The sequence below is a fragment of the Pseudomonas sp. NPDC087336 genome, assembly GCF_044744285.1.
In the GTDB taxonomy this organism is placed as follows: domain Bacteria; phylum Pseudomonadota; class Gammaproteobacteria; order Pseudomonadales; family Pseudomonadaceae; genus Aquipseudomonas.
Window position 1 is genome coordinate 19,010 of sequence record NZ_JBIUYA010000007.1, and the last position, 18,875, is coordinate 37,884.

Below are 18,875 nucleotides of genomic sequence, written 5' to 3' on the forward strand. Positions count from 1 at the left end.
ATGCGCGTCTCGCTCAATGAAATCCAGGTGATCTGCCGCAAGGCCTTCGAGGGCATCGGCTTCGCCCCCGGTGACTGCGACGACGCCGCCGAGATGATCGCGCGCCTGCAATTGCAAGGCCTCGATGGCATCGGCGCGTTGAAAAAGGCCTTGGCCTTCCTCCACGACGAAGTCGATCGCCCGATCGAAACCTGCTACGAAGACGCCGCGCAGTTGACCCTCGATGCCCACGGCCAAAGTGTCTTGCGCTGCGCCGCCCAGGCGGTCGAGCTGGGTGTGGGCAAGGCCTTGCGTGGCGGCAGCGCGTTGATCCGCATTCGTCATTGTCACAACCGCATTTTGCTGCTCGGGTACTTGGCACGCTGTGCCCCGCAGGCACTGAATTTTTGTGTCTACTGGCGCGATGCGCGCCAGGAAACGGTTGCCACGTTCAGTGCTGGGCAAACCTGCCCGACCCTGCGGGTGTATGACCTGCCGCAACCGGCGCAGAGCGATGAACAAAGCATCAATGTGCTGATCTCCCGGCACTTCACGCTGCTGCCGCGACTCAGTGCCGAGGATGCCGAACCTGCCACCCACCCGCAGCCCGCTGAGGGGCTGGTCGTCGACGACGAGGTCTGGGCCCGCTTGAAAAAACTGGGCGAGCGGGTGCTGGTGGAAAGCACCGAGGAGTCGCGTCGGCGCGGTGCCGGCGAAAGCAGCGATGCCCAATAGAACCTTGCAATGCATCAGGAATAAATGAATGAAACACGCGATCAAAACTGACCTTTTCGCCTCGCGCGCGCCGCTGGAATGGGCGGTGGTCGGCAACGGCACACTGTACACCGCGCAGATCCCCATCGACCGCGAAGGCCAGGTCGTCAGTGGGGGTATCGAGGCGCAAACCCGGCAGACCCTGGACAATCTGCGTCATACCCTGCAAGCCGCCGGCAGCACCCTGGACGCGGTCACCCAGGTGCTGATCTATGTCACCGACCGCAGCTACCTGGCGACGGTGAACGCGGTCTATGGCGAGTATTTCCAGGCGCCCTACCCCAACCGCGCGGCCATCGTCGTGGCGGGGTTGGCTCGGGAGGAGATGTTGGTGGAGCTGGTGGTGTACGCCTGCCTCTGACCTGTAGGAGACCGGCTTACCAGCGATGACGGCCTGACCGCCGACCAGGCCCCTGCAGATGTACCCAATCCAAACTGTAGGAGCTGGCTTGCCAGCGAAGGCGGTCGGACAGCCGACCCATCTCTCGTGGCTGTACCCGATCAACTGTGGGAGCTGGCCTGCCAGCGATGGCGCCCGAAAGATCAACGCAATACTCGATGACGCCTTCGCCGTCCAGGGTCGCTCACGGCCCGCCCCCATACCCTTCGTCGGACGCACGATCCGGCAAGCAAAACGCCTCTGCGCCGCCTTGAACCTTGTCTCAAGACGCCAGTCTTAGACGGGCATTTTTCCTCCTCCCAATCGTTGTCATCTCATCAGAGCTGTCTGCACCATGCGCCCTACCGCCCTCGCCTTGCGCTTCACTTCGCTGTGCCTGTTGACCTCGCTGCCCCTGATTCCCACCCCCGCCCATGCTGGCGCGGAGCGACAATTGGTGGACGCCATCAACGATTACCGAGCCCACCCGCAAGACTGCGCACGGCGTCCCGCCCAACGCTTGTCGCCGCTGGCCCTGAAGTCGAGCCTGGCTTTGCCGATCGGCTACGGTGGCGGCTTGCGCGACCGCTTGAAAGCGTCCGGGTACCAGGCCGTGGCGGTGCGTTCCATCCGCGTGGTGGGTGCGCGAGATGCCGAAGAGGCGTTCGAGATGCTGCAGAGTGACCATTGCGCCGCCTTGCTGGACAACCAGTACGCCGCGGCGTCAGTCGCAGTCGCGGGGAATGGCAAGTGGTGCTGGCGCGACCCGTGCTGGACAATCAGGTAAGCGATCCGCGCAGTGTCGGCAAAACCTTGCTCGCCCAGATCAACGCCGCCCGGGCCAAACCGCGCCTGTGCGGTCGCCAACGCTTCGCCGCCGCGCGGCCCCTGGCCTGGAACGCCAGCCTCGGCGCTGCGGCGCAAGGGCACAGCAAAGCCATGGCCTATGGCAATTACTTCGCCCACCGCGACCCCGATGGCGACATGCCCGCCGACCGCGCGCGCGCCGCGGGTTTCCGTGGCCGGCAGATCGGCGAAAACATCGCCGCCGGCCAAGGCTCACCGAACAAGGCCATGGCCGGCTGGCTGGCCAGCCCCGGGCATTGCGCCAACCTGATGAACCCGATGTTCACCCAGGTGGGTGCGGCCTATGCGACGGACGCACGCAGTGATCAAGGGGTCTACTGGACGATGGTGTTCGGCGCGCAATGACCGCTGCACCGGGCATCGTCGCGATGCCGGGTACTTGCGCAAGCCGTTACTTCACCAGCCGGGTTTCCCGGGACGGCCGGTAACCGAAATAGGCGCTGTAGCACTTACTGAAGTGGCTCGGTGAAACGAAACCGCAGGCCACCGAGACTTCAACGATGGTCAGCGTGGTGTGCTGCAGCAATCGACGCGCTTCGGTGATGCGCAGGTCCATGTAGTAGCGCTGGGGTGTCGTGCCCAACTGCTCCTTGAACAGGCGCTCGATCTGCCGGCGAGACCTCCCGGCATACAGACAGAGCGCCTCCATCTCCAGCGGCTCTTCCAGATTGGCGTCCATCAGGTTGACCACCTCCCTCAGCGGGCCACTGACGGACACATTCAAGGAGGGTTTGATGCGCCGGAATCGGGACGCTTCGAACGCCAGGATATCTTCGATACCGTCAGTCAACGCCTTGTCATGCAAACCCCTGATCCACTCCAGGGCCATGTAGAAAGTGCCCGTTGGGCTGGACGCTGTCAGGCGGTCGCGATCCACCACATAGGCCTCGCTGGTGACCTGGGTGAGCCTGGCGATTTCCGCCAGCGCCGGACGATGCTCCGGGTGTATGGCGCAGCGATAGCCGTCCAGCAATCCGGCTTGCCCGAGAAACCAGGCGCCATTCCATACGCCGGCCAGCGTAACGCCCTGTTCGGCCGCGCCGCGCAACAGGCAGGTCAACCCCTCGTCGGCCTTGAGGGCCGTGCGGTAGCCACCGCAGACAACCAACAGATCCAGCGTTTGTATTTCCACCGGGTCAAGGCGCGCATCGGGTCGAATCACCAACCCCAGATCGCTGATGACTTCCCCTTCGGACAAACCGAAGGTTTTCGTGGAAAACAGCTCGGGCCGCAGCAGGTTGGCGGTGACGATGGTATCGAGCGCCTGGGTAAAGGCCGGCAACGAAAAATGCTCCAGCAGCAGGAAGCCGGCCCGAGCCCGCACGGACTGGCCTTCATGGTCTTTGAGGTAGCGAAGGTTTTTGCCCTTCATGGCACCGCTGAACTGACGTCGCTCTACCAACGTTCGCCTCGCCTTTCGTGTTGAACAAGATGTGATATTTCCCGCATCGATAGCCGTCTCTCGCGGCGGCTATCGATGCGCGCTCTGTTTACGCCAGTTGCACCCCATGAGCAAGCGCAAGGGGTTTATTTGGGAACTGGATTGGGGGGATATCCATTGCTGCGGTAACGGCCACTAATGGTTTCGCCCTTACGGCGACTCACTTTTGGATGAGCCCGCAAGTAAGCAAAAGGCTCTTGCCCCACCACTCGGTGCCTCGCTTAGGCTCGGCACGCCATAACGAAGTCCATCGTAGTTTAACGGGGCCCCCAAATCCAAAGCCAAAGCGAGGCGGCCTGACAGCCGACCTGATTTCAAGTGAACACGTGATCGTTCCCACGCTCTGCGTGGGAATGCATCCTGTGACGCTCCGCGTCACCGTTGCGCAGGGCTCACGTCATGCGTCGACAGCGGAACGCGGAGCGTCCCTGGCGGCATTCCCACGCAGAGCGTGGGAACGATCAATGCTCCAGCAGCAGGAAGCCGGCCCGAGCCCGCACGGACTGGCCTTCATGGTCTTTGAGGTAGCGAAGGTTTTTACCCTTCATGGCACCGCTGAACTGACGTCGCTCTACCAACGTTCGCCTCGTCTTTCGTGTTGAACAAGATGTGATATTTCCCGCATCGATAGCCCTCTTTCGCGGCGGCTATCGATGCGCGCTCTGTTTACGCCAGTTGCACCTCATGAGCAAGCGCAAGGGGTTTATTTGGGAACTGGATTGGGGGGATATCCATTGCTGCGGTAACGGCCACTAATGGTTTCGCCCTTACGGCGACTCACTTTTGGATGAGCCCGCAAGTAAGCAAAAGGCTCTTGCCCCACCACTCGGTGCCTCGCTTAGGCTCGGCACGCCATAACGAAGTCCATCGTAGTTTAACGGGGCCCCCAAATCCAAAGCCAAAGCGAGGCGGCCTGACAGCCGACCTGATTTCAAGTGAACACGTGATCGTTCCCACGCTCTGCGTGGGAATGCATCCTGTGACGCTCCGCGTCACCGTTGCGCAGGGCTCACGTCATGCGTCGACAGCGGAACGCGGAGCGTCCCTGGCGGCATTCCCACGCAGAGCGTGGGAACGATCACATCGCGGCGACCCACGGAGCAGGACCGGAGCGAGGCACCGAACGCCAGGGGCAAGAGCCCTTGGTTACTTGGGGCTTTTCCAAGTGACTCGCCGTAAGGGCGAAACCCCAGGTAGCCGTTACCACAGGAATGGATATACACCCAATCCAAATCAACCCCTCAAGGCCGCTGCACCACCCTCACCCGCCCGCTGCTGCCACCCCCACAGAAAAACCGTTCGCCACCGTCGGATTCCAGCCCCGACACTCCGATGCCGTCCGGCAGCCTGAGGCTTTCCAGCACTTCGCCGGTACTCGGGTCGACGCGGCGCAATTCGCTCTCCTCGCCTTCCCAGGTGCCATGCCACAGCGCGCCCTCAACCCAGGTCACGCCCGTGACAAAACGGTTGGATTGCAAGGTACGCAGGATATTCCCGGTCTCAGGGTCGATCTGGTGGATTTTCCGTTCGCGGTACTGGCCCACCCACAGCGAACCTTCGGCCCATGTCAGCCCCGAATCATTACCACCGCCAGGGGCCGGGATCGTGCCCAGGATTTCTCCAGTGCGAGGGTCGACTTTCTGGATGCGGTCCTCGGCAATCTGGAACAGATGCTTGCCATCGAAGGCGGTGCCGGCATGGGCGGCGACGTCGAGCGAGCGCACCAGGTGACCCGTATCGGGGTCCAGGGCGTGGAGCTTGTCGGTGGTGGAAAACCACACCTGCTGACCGTCCCAGGTCACGCCGTGCACGTCAGTGACATCGTCGAAGGGGCCATATTCACGCAGGATCCGGGCGGCTGACTGTTTCATCTCGGTGTTCCTCCAAAGGGGTTGGTGGAGTCATCCTAGCCACCGGGCAGCGGAACCGGGAGTAACAAGGTCGTCGCGAAACCGGGCACCGGCGGGGTTAGCCAGCGCCGTGCCCGCCCCTGTCCGAACGACTGCACCTTGCCCTTGGCTGCCAGCGCTTCGAGCGCGCGTTGCACCCCGCGCTGGCTGTTACCCAGCGCCAGGGCCAGGGCCGAGCTCGACCAGGACTCCCCGTCACCAAGCAGGGCAAACACCGCTGCATATTTCTCTTCGACCGGTGGGGTGAGCAGCACCACGTCCGGCGAAACCTGCGTAACCAGGGCGAACCCGCGCCGGGTGGCGGTCACCGTAGCCAGGGGTTTCAACGCCGCGCGCAAGCGTCCGATTTCAACCCGCAGCCGGGCTCGATGGGACTCATCACTGAGTTTCAAATGAAAAGCCCGGGCGACGAGGGTCTCCCTGGGCACATCATCCGGCCAGGCTTCGGCGAGTGCGCGCACGAGGGAAAACAGGATTGGACGCCTGGACAGGGAAACCGACATGCCCGCGCCACGCACGACATAGCGGCAGGCGTCCACCACCAGTGACGTCGAGGCGAGCAGCGCGTCCACCTCGTCGAGCAACAGAGGCTGTTCTTCGCCACGGACGAGCTGGTGTGCGGCGGGGCTGTTCAGAATGGCTGATGCACTGTCGACCTCCGCAGACAGCGCGGCAATCCCCGCGAGTTGTGCAGCGAGTCTGGCCCTGGCGAGCGCGGACCGTGCGGCTTGGGAATGCAACTGGCGCATCGCGATCCCCGCCAGGAGCAGTTCATGGGTCGCCCGCAAAGGTGGGGGCAACGTTGCCGGGTCCAGTTCATCGAGTTGCCTATGGGCCTCATCGAGTCGCCCGATCAGCAACAAGCGACGGATGCCCAGATACCGCGCGTGGGCGGCATTGACCAGGTCACCGTGGGCTTGTAGCGTGACCCGCGCCGCCTCCAGCGCCTGCACCGGCCAGCCGAGATCCCGCGAAGCCAATGCGATCTCGGCTTCGGCAACGACGCAGCGTGCCCGCGCCACGACTTCTTTCGACCCGAAGGCCCGTGCGGCCCTGCGTACCAGCGCCTTGGCCCGCGGCAAATCACCCAGTTGCGCCATGGCGATACCGCGTAGTGCCAGCGCGGGCGCATCGTCGCGCAACGCGATCCGGTCCAGCGCACCCAGCGGATCGCCCGCCGCCAACGCCTGCGCTGCGGCGGTGATCAGCGAATCCATTGCAGTCCTGCCACGCGTGTCACTCCTGTCGAAATAGCCTCTTGATGAGTCTATATCACGACCAGGACAGCGTATCCGGCACGCATACGAAACCGTCAAACAGCAGGCGAGCCGTGCGCATCAATCCACAGGCGGCGATCGGCAAACAGGGTTATTACTTCATTCTCAAACTGCAAGGTTGTCAGGAGTAACGACATGAACACCTACAAGCCCATGAACTGCGACCTGCATGACTATCTGGAAATAGCCTGCCTGCGTGGTTATCGACTGGACATCGAACTGCACGATGGCGCACGCCTGGTCGCCAGGGCGTTGACCACGCGCACCTCCAGCGACAAGGAAGAGTTTCTGCGCATTGAAACGGCTGACGGCCAGCAGGAGGTCCGCCTGGATCACTTGCTGGCCATCACGCCGCTGGACGCCAACGCGCAGTTCGGTCGGGTGGTGTTTTGCGCTGCCTCCTGCACGTTCTGAGGGCGCTGTCAGACCAGCGATATGCCGCCGTGCGCAGCACCGGCGGCAGCCGCAGGGTCCTGTGCTAGTCTCCTTCGTCTAACGTGTGTTGCTGCGTTTGAATGAACCGCTTCCCCTGGTTGATGGAGTTCAACATGAAAAACACCGCTTCCTGGCTAACGATCACGCTTGTAAGTCTAGTGCTTTGCGCCTGCGCCGCCGTCGACGCTGGAAGCGGTGGCGCAGGCGAGATGGAAATCCGCTCAGGGAAAATCGAGCAGATCACCATGACGCAGATGCAGACCAATCACGACAGCGGCGTTGGCGCCATTCTTGGCGGACTCGCGGGCGTGGGAATCGGTAGTCTGATCGGATCGGGCACAGGGCGAGATGTCGCCATGGTCGCTGGCGCCCTCGCGGGAGCGGCGGGCGGTAACTACGCCGAGAAGAAGAAATACGATCAACCGCAACAAGCCCAGCAGATTATCGTGCGCACGAAAAGCGGCGTTCTGGTGTCGGTGACTCAGCCGGTCAATGCCGCACTCAGCAAAGGTCAGAGTGTTTATATCGAAGGCACTGGTAATGAAGCTCGGGTAGTGCCGCAAAGCTGATCATCACCCACAAGGTCAAGCGTCAATGAAATGCCCCGAGCCTGAACAGCTCGGGGCATTTTTTTTGAACAGCCCAAGTCACGGACTTCGACCGTTCGTCGTCCAAGTGTAAAAATACCCCTTGACGTCGATTGGGATCAGGAGGAATATTATTTCCATCGGATGCGATCTAAGCGCACACGACACCAAATCGAACCTGACCGCACCCTTGAGGATCCACCCCATGAGCAAGATCGAAAAAGTCCTGGCCACCGGCAAGACCCACACCACCCTGAGCAACGCCGGAACCACTTCGCGCGGCCATAACGGCAACCTCGACATCGAACTGTCGACACCCGGGGCCGCCCAGCCAGCCCATGTGTTCGCCGGTACCCAGCCGCACCCCAAGGCCGAGCAACTGTTCGCCGGGGCCTGGTCAGCCTGCTACACCGCCGCCGTCGGCCTGGTGGCCGCAGAACGCAACATCGCGCTGCCGGCGGATCTGGCGGTCGACATCGAAGTGGACCTGGGCCAGACGGGTCCGGCCTACTTCCTTCAGGCCCGACTGACCCTGCGCGTGCCGGGGCTGGCACATGACGTCGCGACGGAACTGGCGCACATTGCCGACTCCATCTGCCCCTACTCCAAAGCGACACGCGGCAATATCGACGTTGCCCTGAACGTTATTACGGCGTAATTAATATCGCATACGATGTTAGCGCACACGAACAACATAATCGATAAACCTGAGGAAATCATCATGAGCAAGATCGAAAAAGTCCTGGCCAGCGGCAAGACCCACACCACCCTGAGCGCCGCCGGCACCACCTCGCGCGGCCACAACGGTAACCTCGACATCGAACTGTCGTCCCTTGGCAGCGCCACACCGGCACACGTGTTCACCGGCGTGCAACCGCATCCCAAGGCCGAGCAACTGTTCGCCGGGGCCTGGTCGGCCTGCTACATCGCCGCGGTGGGCCTGGCCGCCCAACAGGCGAAGGTGACGCTGCCGGCCGATACGGCCGTGGACATCGAAGTCGACCTGGGCCAGACCGGCGCCGCCTACTTTCTCCAGGCCCGACTGACCCTGCGGGTGCCGGGCCTGTCTCATGAAGTCGCGACCGAACTGGCCCACAATGCCGATGCGATCTGCCCGTACTCCAAGGCCACCCGCGGCAACATTGACGTCGCCATCAATGTCCTGACCGCGTAACGCATCGCCCGGCCGGTTCTCCCGGGATTTCCCTGGAGAGCCGGCTGTCGGCCGTTACGGGGCAGGTGCCCAGGGGTTTCGAGCACTTCCGACACCATCGCATACGATGTATAGTCTCAGTCTCGCAGCCAGCCCCAAGAGAAAACCCATGAAAACCACCGACAAGACATCCGCCCTGGATCTCAAGCTCTCCGACTTCCTGTGTTTTGCGGTCTATTCCACCAACCTCGCTTTCGGCAAGGCCTACAAGCCGATGCTCGAACGGCTCGGCCTCACCTATACGCAGTACATCACCCTCGTCGCGCTGTGGGAGCAGGACGACCAGACCGTCGGCAGCCTGGGAGAAAAGCTGTTCCTGGAATCCAACACCCTCACCCCGATCCTGAAAAAACTCGAGGCGATGGGTTACCTGCGGCGACAACGCGACCCGGAAGACGAGCGCCAGGTGCGCATCAGCCTGACCGACGCAGGTCGCCAACTACGCGCAGAACTGACGGAAGACGGCTTTCCGCAAACCGGCCTCGATCCCGACGATTTCGTTCAGATGCAGCAGGCGATCGTGGCGTTGCGCAACAACCTGATACGCACGACCAATGCCGATAAATAAACGCTGAAACGGTAAAACAGATCGCGTCATCGCCGGCGCAAACTCGAGCTTGCGTATCTGGAACGCCTGTACACCCCAAGTTTTTATACACAACCCCATGCTTAAGTGAACAGCATTGCCAATGTCGGGGGCACTTTCACCCGGACGGTTGCGAGTCTGGCGATCCCGGCCTATGGTCCAGACACAACATTGTCACGACCGGCGCGACAACCCGACGCCGGCTTTTTGTCCATCCATGGTGCTAGCGCAACGAGGTGAAGACATGCCCAACGACTCCCGCCCCGCCGTACTCGAACTGATCGGCAACACGCCCCTGGTGCGTGTCAGCCGTTTCGATACCGGACCGTGCACGCTGTTTCTCAAGCTCGAATCACAGAACCCCGGCGGTTCGATCAAGGACCGCATCGGCCTGGCGATGATCGACGCCGCCGAGCGCGACGGCCGCCTGCGACCCGGTGGCACCATCGTCGAAGCGACGGCCGGCAACACCGGCCTGGGCCTGGCACTGGTCGGCCGTGCCAAGGGTTATCGGGTGGTGCTGGTGGTGCCGGACAAGATGTCCACCGAGAAGGTCCTGCACCTCAAGGCCATGGGTGCCGAGGTGCACATCACCCGTTCCGATGTCGGCAAGGGCCATCCGGAGTATTACCAGGACGTTGCCGGGCGGCTGGCCAGTGAAATCCCCGACGCCTTCTTCGCCGACCAGTTCAACAACCCGGCCAACCCGCTGGCCCATGAGTGCAGCACCGCACCGGAGATCTGGGCGCAGACCCAGCATGATGTCGATGCCATCGTGGTCGGCGTGGGTTCGGCCGGCACGCTCACCGGACTGACCCGGTTCTTCGCCCGCGTACAACCGGAACTGGAAATGGTCCTGGCCGACCCGGTCGGCTCGGTGATGGCCGAATACAGCCGCAGCGGTACCCTCGGCACGCCGGGCTCCTGGGCCGTCGAAGGTATCGGCGAAGACTTCATTCCGTCGATCGCCGACCTGTCCAGCGTGCGCCACGCCTACTCGATCAGCGACGAGGAAAGCTTCGACCATGCCCGCCAATTGCTGCGTGCCGAGGGCATTCTCGGCGGTTCGTCGACCGGCACCCTGCTGGCGGCGGCATTGCGCTACTGCCGCGAACAGACCCAACCGAAACGGGTGGTCAGTTTTGTCTGCGACACCGGCACCCGCTACCTGTCGAAGGTCTACAACGATCAGTGGATGAACGATCAGGGGCTGCTGAAAAGCAAACAGTACGGCGACCTGCGCGACCTGATTGCACGGCGCTTCGAGGACGGCCGGGTGATCAGCGTCGGCCCCGATGACACCCTGCTCACCGCGTTCCAGCGCATGCGCCTGGCGGACGTCTCGCAACTGCCGGTGCTGGTGAACGGCAAACAACTGGTCGGTGTGATCGACGAGTCCGACATCCTGCTGGGCGTGCATGAAGACGTTACGCACTTTCGCGCGACCGTATCCAGCGCCATGACCGACAAACTGCAAACCTTGTCCCCCGGCGCCTCGTTGGCGGACCTGGAAGCGGAACTGGGCCGGGGACTGGTGGCGATCATCCAGGATGCCTCGGGTTTCCACGGGCTTATCACCCGAACCGACATGCTCAATCACCTGCGGAGATCCCTGCCATGAGTCAGCACGATGAAAATGCCCCGCCACGGGGCTTCGCCACCCGCGTGATCCATGCAGGACAAACGCCGGACCCTTCGACCGGCGCGCTGATGCCGCCGATCTACGCCAACTCCACCTACCTGCAGCAGAGCCCCGGGGTGCATAAGGGCCTGGACTACGGGCGTTCGCACAATCCGACGCGCTGGGCGCTGGAACGCTGCGTGGCCGACCTCGAAGGCGGCACTCGGGGCTTTGCCTTCGCCTCGGGTCTGGCGACCATTTCCACGGTGCTGGAACTGCTCGACGCCGGTTCGCACATCGTCTCCGGTAACGACCTTTACGGCGGCACGTTCCGCCTGTTCGACAAGGTTCGCCAGCGCAGCGCCGGGCATCGCTTCAGCTTCGTCGACCTGACCGACCTCGCCGCCTTCGAAGCCGCCTTGCAGGACGACACGCGCATGGTCATGGTCGAGACGCCGAGCAACCCCCTGCTGCGCCTCACCGACCTTGGCGCCATCGCCCGCTCCTGTCGCGACCGCGGCATCATCTGCGTGGCCGACAACACCTTTGCCAGCCCTTGGATTCAACGCCCGCTGGAGCTGGGCTTCGACATCGTGCTGCATTCAACCACCAAGTACCTCAACGGCCACTCCGACGTCATCGGCGGTATCGCCGTGGTCGGGCAGAACGCCGAGCTGGCGGAGCGCCTGGGTTTCCTGCAGAACGCGGTGGGCGCCATCGCCGGACCGTTCGACACCTTTCTCACCCTGCGCGGGGTCAAGACCCTGGCGCTGCGCATGGAGCGCCACTGCAGCAATGCGCTGGAACTGGCGCAATGGCTGGAACGTCAGCCGCAAGTCGCCCGCGTCTACTACCCTGGCCTGCCCTCGCACCCGCAACATGAACTGGCGCGACAACAGATGCGCGGCTACGGCGGGATGATCTCCGTCGACCTGAACACTGACCTCGCCGGCTCCCGGCGCTTCCTGGAGAACGTGCGGATTTTCGCCCTGGCCGAAAGCCTGGGCGGGGTGGAAAGCCTGATCGAACACCCGGCGATCATGACCCACGCCACCATCCCCGTGGAAACCCGCGCGCAGTTGGGCATTGGCGATGCGCTGGTGCGGTTGTCCGTGGGGGTTGAGGATATCGAAGACTTGCGTGCAGACTTGGCGCAGGCGCTGGCCCGGATCTAGCGGCACAGGAACACCAAACACTGGTTTCAATTTTTTCGGAAAATCGACACATGTCCAACCACGACACCTCCCTGCAAGACGCCGCTGCGCCCGATGGCGTGTGTTACGGCTGCGGCAGCGGCAATCCCCATGGGCTACACATCAAGAGCTACTGGCATGAGGACGGCGTGCATGTCATGGCCGAGCACCTGCCCGATGCCAAATACTGCGGCTGGCCGGACCTGGTCTACGGCGGACTGATCGCCATGTTGGTCGATTGTCATTCCAACTGGGCGGTAATGGCCTATCACTACCGCGCGGAAAACCGCGAAGTCGCGAGCAAGCCGCGCATCAATTGCGTCACCGGCAACCTCGGCATCAAGTTCATCAAGCCGACCCCCATGGGTATCCCGCTCACCCTGCGGGCGCGGGTGGAGGGTGAGGTCGGACGCAAGACGCGGGTCATCTGCGAAGTCTTCGCCGGGGACGTGCTGACCGCGGTGGGCGACTCGATTTTCGTACGGGTCGATACCGCGCAACTGGCAGATACCGCGCACGGGCGGTAGGTAGACCGGTCGCGGATCACTCTTCTTCCATGAGCGCGGTGATCCGCCCGGACCTGTACGCGGCCAGCAGCGCGGCATAGTCCTTGGCATTCTGATCGGCATAGGTCACGGCAAATTTGCCGATGGCCTGGTCGAAAGTATCCGATTTGCCCAGGTAACCGCTGATGAGCGCAGCGTCCCCGGATTTGGCGTGGGCCCGGGCAAGCGTCTGGCCACACCACTGGGCGTACCGCTTCAAGCGCGCTGCCGTGATGCCTTCGATAGGGGCCGACATTTTCATGTCGCGCATCTGGCGTACAAAGAAGTCACGACCGTTCTGGCCACGGGTCCAGCCCAAAAAGATGTCGCTGGAGGACTGCATCAGTCGCTGCCCGGTGACAACGCGCTGTCCCTCGTTCTCGAATTCACTCTTGCCGGCGTAAGGTGCCAGTACCGAGGGGCAGGCTTCCTTGAATTGCAGGAGCAACGGCTGGTTTTCCGCACTAAAGAACAGGCCAACGAAACAATAAGTACCCACGCTGCCGATCCCGACCGCCTTGACGGCAATGTCTTCGAGGCGATAACGATCAAACAACACACGCCGTTCATGGGGTAGCGAGAGCCGATAATCCTGCAGCGCGCCACGAGCTCGATGCACGAAGTCTTGTTCATCCACATGAAAAAGGATCGGAGGCTGATCAATCAGCCGCCGGCGGCCTGCCACTTCGCTGCTGATTTTCGGATAGAGGTAATCGCCGACCCGCACCCGGGCCCTCGCCACCACTTGTTCGCGAAACTTCCTGATCTCGGCCGTGGGTGCTGTGTCGATGATCGCCTGGGCATCCAGGCGCTCATACCAGACCTGCAACGGGCTCAACTTCGAGAGTTTACGCAAGCGCTCACGGTAAGCACGCACGCATTCCATGGCGATGCCCCTTGCCAATTTATCGCTGATCCGGTTATCGCGGGCCGCCACGACAAAACTGACCGCCAGGCGTTTCACATCCCATTCCCAGGGCGCGGGAAGCGTTTCGTCAAAATCATTGATGTCAAAAATCAGGTTGCGTTCGGGGGTGGCGAACAAGCCGAAGTTCAACAGGTGGCAATCGCCACAAGCTTGCACCTCGAACCCCGTGGTGGGGGTCGTGGCCAGGTCGTACGCCATCAGGCCCGCTGAACCACGCAAAAAAGTAAACGGGCTGCGCAACATGCGCCCGTAGCGCACCGGTATGAGGTTGGGCAGCCGATAGCGGTTGGACGCTTCCAGCAGCTCGATCGGGTCGCGATGCTTGCGCGGTGGTTTCCATTCGGCGTGCAGCGCATGTGGCAGGTCCTGGCTTAATCGTTCACCGGCGTGAAGGCGCTCCTTGCGCGAGCGAAAGACCGGCTCTTCAATGACTGCGGTGGATTTGCCGGCTTTGGCTGGCTTGCTTTTGCGCGCAGGCATGATCACTCCTTGGCCAGCGATTCTCGATAGATGGCTGACGATCAGAGTTTAGAACCGGTTTCTCAACTGTGCGCATCGAGCGCGGCGAAATCGACAGCCGCCAGCACTCGATAAATGAGCTTTAACCGCTAATCTCCTCTTGCCGTTATTCATCACAGGAGTTTGGCCATGAAGCTCAGACATTCACTGGCGGCGCTAATGATTGGCGCCAGCCTGTTCGGCTGCGCCACCTCATCCAGGGAGAGCGTGTCGGTCACCCTGGTTGCCACCCGGCAGAACACCGGTCAGATCGGCAATGTCGCGTTGTCCGACTGGGACCAGCAAACCGGCCTCAGTTTCTTCATCAGCGGTGTTCCAAGCGGTGCCGCCCTGCCCCTGCGCCTCTACAGCTTCATCAACAAAGGCAGCTGCGAACAACCTGGCCCCGTCGCGTACGCCATGAATGACAAGGTCAACACCGAACGCCAGCCGATTCGCGGCTGGACCTTCTCCAGAAGCGTACCTGTGGCCCTGCCAGTGTTGCTGGCCGGTGACTATCACATCGTCGTGCGCACCGCAGCGACAGACGGCAACGTCGATATTTTCTGCGGGGACATCAAGCCGGCGAAGTAGGCGCTTGTACCCGCAGGCCTCATACCGGTGAAATTGTTGCCAGCACGCCGATCAGAATGGTCAACACCAGAAAACCACCGAGGAAAATCGCCATCTTGCCCATAGAGCCTCCTACATTTCGAAAAGTGCGGTGCACCGCGGCTACCGCTACGCAATGTCCGTCATTGTGGGGCTCGGGCTGATTTCATTACAGCGTCAGAAAGCGATGAAAAATACGGATCAGATGAAACAGACAGGGGATACAAAAAAGCCCACTGGCCATCCCTGGCTCAGTGGGCTTCTTGATCAGGCGATCAGTTACAGCGCCATGTCCGCCGCAGCATTCTCTTTCGGTGCCTTGGCTTTCTCAGCCTCGACAGCCGGAGCAACAACCTGGCCGATCGCAGGTGGCGGAGTCAGTTCCAGCACCTTGGCGGTGTAGGCCCATTCCTCGGCAACCTTTTGCGGGTTGGCGTTCAGCTGGGTGCCGTAGCTCGGCACGATTTGGTGCAGTTTTTCCTGCCAGGCCGGGGTCGCGACCTTGTCCTTGAACACTTTCTGCAGCAAGGTCAGCATGATCGGTGCGGCGGTCGAAGCGCCTGGGGACGCGCCCAGCAGGCCGGCGATGGTGCCGTCTTGCGAAGCGACGATTTCGGTGCCCAGTTTCAGCACGCCACCGGCGGCTTCATCGCGCTTGATGATCTGCACGCGCTGGCCGGCTTGCCACAGGCGCCAGTCCTCGGCCTTGGCGTTCGGGAAGTATTCCTTCAGGGCGTTGAGGCGGTCTTCGTCCGACAGCATCAGTTGACCGGCAAGGTACTCGACCAGCGGGTATTCCTTGATGCCGACCTTGGTCATTGGCCACACGTTATGCGTGGTGGTGGTGGTCAGCAGGTCCAGGTACGAACCTTCCTTGAGGAACTTGGTGCTGAAGGTCGCGAATGGGCCAAACAGGATCACGCGCTTGCCGTCCAGCACACGGGTGTCCAGGTGCGGTACCGACATCGGCGGTGCGCCCACCGAAGCTTTACCATAGGCCTTGGCCAGGTGTTGTTCGGCGATGGTCGGGTTCTCGGTCACCAGGAACGAGCCGCCTACCGGGAAGCCTGCGTATTCCTTGGCTTCAGGGATGCCGGATTTTTGCAGCAGGTGCAGGGCACCGCCGCCGGCACCGATGAACACGAACTTGGCGTCGGTTTCGGACTTGCTGCCGTCTTTCAGGTTTTTGTAGCTCACGCGCCAGCTGCCGTCGGCGTTCTTGGTGATGTCCTGCACTTCGCTGGACAGCTTCAAGTCGAATTTCGGCGTGGTTTGCAGGTGAGCAACGAACTGGCGGGTGATTTCGCCAAAGTTCACGTCGGTACCGATTGGAGACCAGGTGGCCGCGATTTTCTGGTTCGGGTCACGCCCTTCCATCATCAGCGGGACCCACTTCTTGATCACAGCCGGGTCTTCGGAGTACTGCATGCCGGCGAACAGCGGGCTTGCCTGCAGGGCTTCGTAGCGCTTTTTCAGGAACTTGATGTTGTCATCGCCCCACACGAAGCTCATGTGCGGCGTGGAGTTGATGAACGAACGCGGGTTCTTCAGCACGCCTTGCTGAACCTGCCAGGCCCAGAACTGACGGGAGATCTGAAAGGCTTCGTTGATTTCAACGGCTTTCGGGATCGAGACATTGCCCTTGTCGTCTTCCGGGGTGTAGTTCAACTCGGCCAGGGCGGAGTGACCGGTACCGGCATTGTTCCAGCCGTTGGAGCTTTCCTGGGCAACGCCGTCCAGGCGCTCGATCATTTCCATCGAAGTGCCGGGTTCCAGCTCATTGAGCCACACACCCAGGGTCGCGCTCATGATGCCGCCGCCAATCAGCAGTACGTCGACTTTCTTGGCTTCTTCGGCCTGGGCTGTCGTCATCCCCAACGACAAGGCCAGCCCCAGCAGGGCCGTGTTCACTTTTTTAAACATCTGTAGCACCTATGATAAAACGCCATCCACCCTTCCAACTGTATTCGCGAGCCGCTGGTTCACGGCATTCAGGCAAGTCTGCCGCGGCTACTCACACATGACGGTTGCACATGACGGCTGGAAGGTGGGCACACAAGGCCGACTGACTGCATCGACCCCAGTTATATGTCCCTACTGAACTGACTTTTTATCTTTTTTGGCTTCAGCTACTTGAGCGACAGTGATTCTGCTCGCCCGTCTCGAGGACAGGAAAACTGAATAGATCAAAACAAGTTGTTGCCAAGAATATCACGACAAGGCCGGCCCGCGGGTGATGGATCGGTTGGCGAAGGCTCCTACAGGTGGTGACTATACTCACAGGTCATCAGATAAACATGTGGGGAACAGTCATGAGCGACAAAGACGATCTGCGCAAATATTCCTCCCAGGTGATCGACGGCGTGGAGGCTGCTCCTGCCCGCGCCATGCTGCGTGCCGTGGGCTTTACCGACGAAGACTTCAAGAAACCGCAGATCGGCATCGCCTCCACCTGGGCGATGGTCACGCCCTGCAACATGCACATCGACAAACTCGCGATCGAAGCGGAGAAAGGTGCGAACGCCGCAGGTGCCAAAGGCGTGATTTTCAACACCATCACCATTTCCGACGGCATCGCCAACGGCACCGAAGGCATGAAGTATTCACTGGTGTCCCGCGAGGTGATTGCCGACTCCATCGAAGTGGTGGTCGGTTGCGAAGGCTTCGACGGGCTGGTGACCGTGGGCGGTTGCGATAAGAACATGCCGGGCTGCCTGATCGGCATGGCGCGGCTCAACCGCCCTTCGATCTTCGTCTATGGCGGCACCATTCGCCCGGGCGCCGGCCACACCGACATCATTTCCGTGTTCGAAGCCGTGGGCCAGCACGCGCGCGGTGACATCAGCGAGATCCAGGTCAAGCAGATCGAGGAAGTGGCGATTCCCGGCCCCGGTTCCTGTGGCGGCATGTACACCGCCAACACCATGGCTTCGGCCATCGAGGCGCTGGGCATGAGCCTGCCCGGTTCGAGTTCCCAGGACGCCGTGGGCAGCGACAAGGCTTCGGACAGTTTCCGCGCCGGCCAGCAAGTCATGGAATTGCTCAAGCTTGACCTCAAGCCCCGGGACATCATGACCCGCAAGGCCTTCGAAAACGCCATCCGCGTGGTGATTGCCCTCGCCGGCTCGACCAATGCCGTGCTGCATCTGTTGGCCATGGCCAATGCCGTGGACGTCGAGCTGACCCTGGATGACTTCGTCGAGCTGGGCAAGGTTTCCCCGGTGGTGGCCGACCTGCGCCCCAGTGGCAAGTACATGATGAGCGAACTGGTGGCCATTGGCGGCATCCAGCCCTTGATGAAGCGCATGCTCGCGGCCGGCATGCTGCACGGCGATGTGCTGACCGTGACCGGCAAGACCCTGGCGGAAAACCTCGAAAACGTGCCCGACTACCCTGCCGGCCAGGACGTGATCCTGCCCTTCGACCAACCGATCAAGAAGGACTCGCACCTGGTGATCCTGCGCGGCAACCTCGCGCCCACCGGCGCCGTGGCCAAGATCACCGGCAAGGAAGGCTTGCGCTTTGAAGGCAAGGCCCGTGTGTACCACGGCGAGGAAGGCGCGCTGGCCGGCATTCTCAACGGTGAAGTGCAGGCCGGCGACGTGATCGTGATTCGCTACGAAGGACCCAAGGGTGGGCCTGGCATGCGCGAAATGCTCTCGCCGACGTCGGCGGTGATGGGCAAGGGGTTGGGCAAGGACGTGGCGCTGATCACCGATGGGCGTTTTTCCGGCGGCTCCCATGGTTTCGTGGTGGGGCATATTACGCCGGAGGCGTTTGAAGGCGGGCCTATCGCGTTGATTGAAGATGGCGACCGGATAACCATCGATGCGCAAACCCGGCAGATCACGGTTGATGTGTCCGATGCAGAGCTGGCCGAGCGCAAGAGCCGCTGGGTAAGGCCGGAATCGAAGTACAAGCGCGGGGTGTTGGCCAAGTATGCGAAGACTGTTTCCAGTGCTTCGGAGGGGGCGGTGACGGATAAGTATCTTTAGGCAGTAACCATTGCCATCGCGGGCAAGCCCGCTCC

Annotated in this window: 17 protein-coding genes and 2 pseudogenes; 13 read left to right on the forward strand and 6 right to left on the reverse strand. The window is 61.8% G+C overall.

The window, feature by feature from the left end; genetic code table 11:
* From ACIO0C_RS08720 to ACIO0C_RS08730, 3 genes and pseudogenes are all read left to right on the forward strand, one after another.
* A complete protein-coding gene (locus ACIO0C_RS08720; protein WP_401310377.1) occupies positions 1-714 on the forward strand; it encodes a DUF3726 domain-containing protein in 714 nt (237 codons plus the stop codon).
* Between the two features lie 28 nt (positions 715-742).
* Positions 743-1,114, forward strand: coding sequence for a RidA family protein (locus ACIO0C_RS08725; protein WP_401310380.1), 372 nt, complete (start codon positions 743-745; stop codon positions 1,112-1,114).
* 373 nt (positions 1,115-1,487) lie between these two features.
* A pseudogene (locus ACIO0C_RS08730) lies at positions 1,488-2,344 on the forward strand (CAP domain-containing protein).
* Between the two features lie 46 nt (positions 2,345-2,390).
* On the opposite strand, the gene ACIO0C_RS08735 reads toward ACIO0C_RS08730, so the two are convergent.
* From ACIO0C_RS08735 to ACIO0C_RS08750, 4 genes and pseudogenes are all read right to left on the reverse strand, one after another.
* Positions 2,391-3,401 carry a GlxA family transcriptional regulator gene (locus tag ACIO0C_RS08735; protein ID WP_401310383.1) on the reverse strand — a complete coding sequence of 337 codons (1,011 nt, stop codon included), beginning with the start codon at positions 3,399-3,401 and terminating at the stop codon, positions 2,391-2,393.
* Positions 3,402-3,904: 503 nt separating this feature from the next.
* Positions 3,905-4,018: pseudogene (locus ACIO0C_RS08740) on the reverse strand (GlxA family transcriptional regulator); the annotation flags it as partial.
* 663 nt (positions 4,019-4,681) lie between these two features.
* The gene (locus ACIO0C_RS08745) at positions 4,682-5,311 is read right to left on the reverse strand and encodes a glutamine cyclotransferase (RefSeq protein WP_401310386.1); all 630 of its coding nucleotides are present in this window, start codon (positions 5,309-5,311) and stop codon (positions 4,682-4,684) included.
* 35 nt (positions 5,312-5,346) lie between these two features.
* On the reverse strand, positions 5,347-6,567 hold the full coding sequence (locus tag ACIO0C_RS08750; RefSeq protein ID WP_401310911.1) for a helix-turn-helix domain-containing protein: 1,221 nt from the start codon (positions 6,565-6,567) through the stop codon (positions 5,347-5,349).
* A gap of 195 nt (positions 6,568-6,762) precedes the next feature.
* On the opposite strand from ACIO0C_RS08750, the gene ACIO0C_RS08755 reads away from it, so the two are divergent.
* The 8 genes from ACIO0C_RS08755 to ACIO0C_RS08790 all read left to right on the forward strand — a co-directional run bounded on the left by ACIO0C_RS08755 (position 6,763) and on the right by ACIO0C_RS08790 (position 12,789).
* Entirely contained in the window at positions 6,763-7,041 is a 279-nt protein-coding gene (locus ACIO0C_RS08755; RefSeq protein WP_401310389.1) for a Rho-binding antiterminator, read from the forward strand.
* Positions 7,042-7,175: 134 nt separating this feature from the next.
* Positions 7,176-7,631, forward strand: a complete 456-nt coding sequence (locus ACIO0C_RS08760; protein ID WP_180207047.1) for a glycine zipper 2TM domain-containing protein — start codon at positions 7,176-7,178, stop codon at positions 7,629-7,631.
* A 223-nt stretch (positions 7,632-7,854) separates the two neighbouring features.
* On the forward strand, positions 7,855-8,307 hold the full coding sequence (locus ACIO0C_RS08765) for an Ohr family peroxiredoxin (protein ID WP_401310393.1): 453 nt from the start codon (positions 7,855-7,857) through the stop codon (positions 8,305-8,307).
* A 63-nt stretch (positions 8,308-8,370) separates the two neighbouring features.
* Positions 8,371-8,823, forward strand: coding sequence for an Ohr family peroxiredoxin (locus ACIO0C_RS08770; RefSeq protein WP_401310396.1), 453 nt, complete (start codon positions 8,371-8,373; stop codon positions 8,821-8,823).
* A gap of 148 nt (positions 8,824-8,971) precedes the next feature.
* Positions 8,972-9,430: a MarR family winged helix-turn-helix transcriptional regulator gene (locus ACIO0C_RS08775; RefSeq protein ID WP_401310399.1), complete on the forward strand. Its 459-nt coding sequence runs from the start codon at positions 8,972-8,974 to the stop codon at positions 9,428-9,430.
* Positions 9,431-9,692: 262 nt separating this feature from the next.
* Positions 9,693-11,069 carry a pyridoxal-phosphate dependent enzyme gene (locus tag ACIO0C_RS08780; protein ID WP_401310402.1) on the forward strand — a complete coding sequence of 459 codons (1,377 nt, stop codon included), beginning with the start codon at positions 9,693-9,695 and terminating at the stop codon, positions 11,067-11,069.
* Positions 11,066-12,244 (forward strand): trans-sulfuration enzyme family protein, encoded by a 1,179-nt coding sequence (locus tag ACIO0C_RS08785; protein WP_401310405.1) that lies wholly within the window; start codon positions 11,066-11,068, stop codon positions 12,242-12,244. The genes ACIO0C_RS08780 and ACIO0C_RS08785 overlap by 4 nt, the downstream gene beginning before the upstream one ends.
* A gap of 50 nt (positions 12,245-12,294) precedes the next feature.
* Positions 12,295-12,789, forward strand: coding sequence for a PaaI family thioesterase (locus ACIO0C_RS08790; protein ID WP_401310408.1), 495 nt, complete (start codon positions 12,295-12,297; stop codon positions 12,787-12,789).
* A 16-nt stretch (positions 12,790-12,805) separates the two neighbouring features.
* Here the strand turns inward: ACIO0C_RS08790 and ACIO0C_RS08795 are convergent, their stop codons facing one another.
* Positions 12,806-14,215, reverse strand: a complete 1,410-nt coding sequence (locus ACIO0C_RS08795; protein WP_401310411.1) for a DUF2252 domain-containing protein — start codon at positions 14,213-14,215, stop codon at positions 12,806-12,808.
* A 168-nt stretch (positions 14,216-14,383) separates the two neighbouring features.
* Here ACIO0C_RS08795 and ACIO0C_RS08800 point away from each other — a divergent pair, with 168 nt between their 5' ends.
* A complete protein-coding gene (locus tag ACIO0C_RS08800) occupies positions 14,384-14,827 on the forward strand; it encodes a hypothetical protein (RefSeq protein ID WP_401310414.1) in 444 nt (147 codons plus the stop codon).
* A 297-nt stretch (positions 14,828-15,124) separates the two neighbouring features.
* Here ACIO0C_RS08800 and mqo read toward each other — a convergent pair whose 3' ends face one another.
* A complete protein-coding gene (gene mqo, locus ACIO0C_RS08805) occupies positions 15,125-16,768 on the reverse strand; it encodes a malate dehydrogenase (quinone) (RefSeq protein WP_401310417.1) in 1,644 nt (547 codons plus the stop codon).
* Between the two features lie 389 nt (positions 16,769-17,157).
* Between mqo and ilvD the strand changes: the two genes are divergently transcribed.
* Positions 17,158-18,840, forward strand: a complete 1,683-nt coding sequence (gene ilvD, locus ACIO0C_RS08810; protein ID WP_401310420.1) for a dihydroxy-acid dehydratase — start codon at positions 17,158-17,160, stop codon at positions 18,838-18,840.
* Positions 18,841-18,875: the final 35 nt, after the last annotated feature.

Excerpts from the sequence above, each read along its gene's own strand:
- ACIO0C_RS08765 (WP_401310393.1), top strand. The coding sequence starts at position 7,855 with ATGAGCAAGATCGAAAAAGTCCTGGCCACCGGCAAGACCCACACCACC.
- ilvD (WP_401310420.1), top strand. The coding sequence starts at position 17,158 with ATGAGCGACAAAGACGATCTGCGCAAATATTCCTCCCAGGTGATCGAC.
- ACIO0C_RS08780 (WP_401310402.1), top strand. The coding sequence starts at position 9,693 with ATGCCCAACGACTCCCGCCCCGCCGTACTCGAACTGATCGGCAACACG.
- ACIO0C_RS08755 (WP_401310389.1), top strand. The coding sequence starts at position 6,763 with ATGAACACCTACAAGCCCATGAACTGCGACCTGCATGACTATCTGGAA.
- ACIO0C_RS08775 (WP_401310399.1), top strand. The coding sequence starts at position 8,972 with ATGAAAACCACCGACAAGACATCCGCCCTGGATCTCAAGCTCTCCGAC.
- ACIO0C_RS08750 (WP_401310911.1), bottom strand. The coding sequence starts at position 6,567 with ATGGATTCGCTGATCACCGCCGCAGCGCAGGCGTTGGCGGCGGGCGAT.
- ACIO0C_RS08745 (WP_401310386.1), bottom strand. The coding sequence starts at position 5,311 with ATGAAACAGTCAGCCGCCCGGATCCTGCGTGAATATGGCCCCTTCGAC.
- ACIO0C_RS08725 (WP_401310380.1), top strand. The coding sequence starts at position 743 with ATGAAACACGCGATCAAAACTGACCTTTTCGCCTCGCGCGCGCCGCTG.
- mqo (WP_401310417.1), bottom strand. The coding sequence starts at position 16,768 with ATGTTTAAAAAAGTGAACACGGCCCTGCTGGGGCTGGCCTTGTCGTTG.
- ACIO0C_RS08800 (WP_401310414.1), top strand. The coding sequence starts at position 14,384 with ATGAAGCTCAGACATTCACTGGCGGCGCTAATGATTGGCGCCAGCCTG.
- ACIO0C_RS08770 (WP_401310396.1), top strand. The coding sequence starts at position 8,371 with ATGAGCAAGATCGAAAAAGTCCTGGCCAGCGGCAAGACCCACACCACC.
- ACIO0C_RS08720 (WP_401310377.1), top strand. The coding sequence starts at position 1 with ATGCGCGTCTCGCTCAATGAAATCCAGGTGATCTGCCGCAAGGCCTTC.
- ACIO0C_RS08760 (WP_180207047.1), top strand. The coding sequence starts at position 7,176 with ATGAAAAACACCGCTTCCTGGCTAACGATCACGCTTGTAAGTCTAGTG.
- ACIO0C_RS08790 (WP_401310408.1), top strand. The coding sequence starts at position 12,295 with ATGTCCAACCACGACACCTCCCTGCAAGACGCCGCTGCGCCCGATGGC.
- ACIO0C_RS08795 (WP_401310411.1), bottom strand. The coding sequence starts at position 14,215 with ATGCCTGCGCGCAAAAGCAAGCCAGCCAAAGCCGGCAAATCCACCGCA.
- ACIO0C_RS08785 (WP_401310405.1), top strand. The coding sequence starts at position 11,066 with ATGAGTCAGCACGATGAAAATGCCCCGCCACGGGGCTTCGCCACCCGC.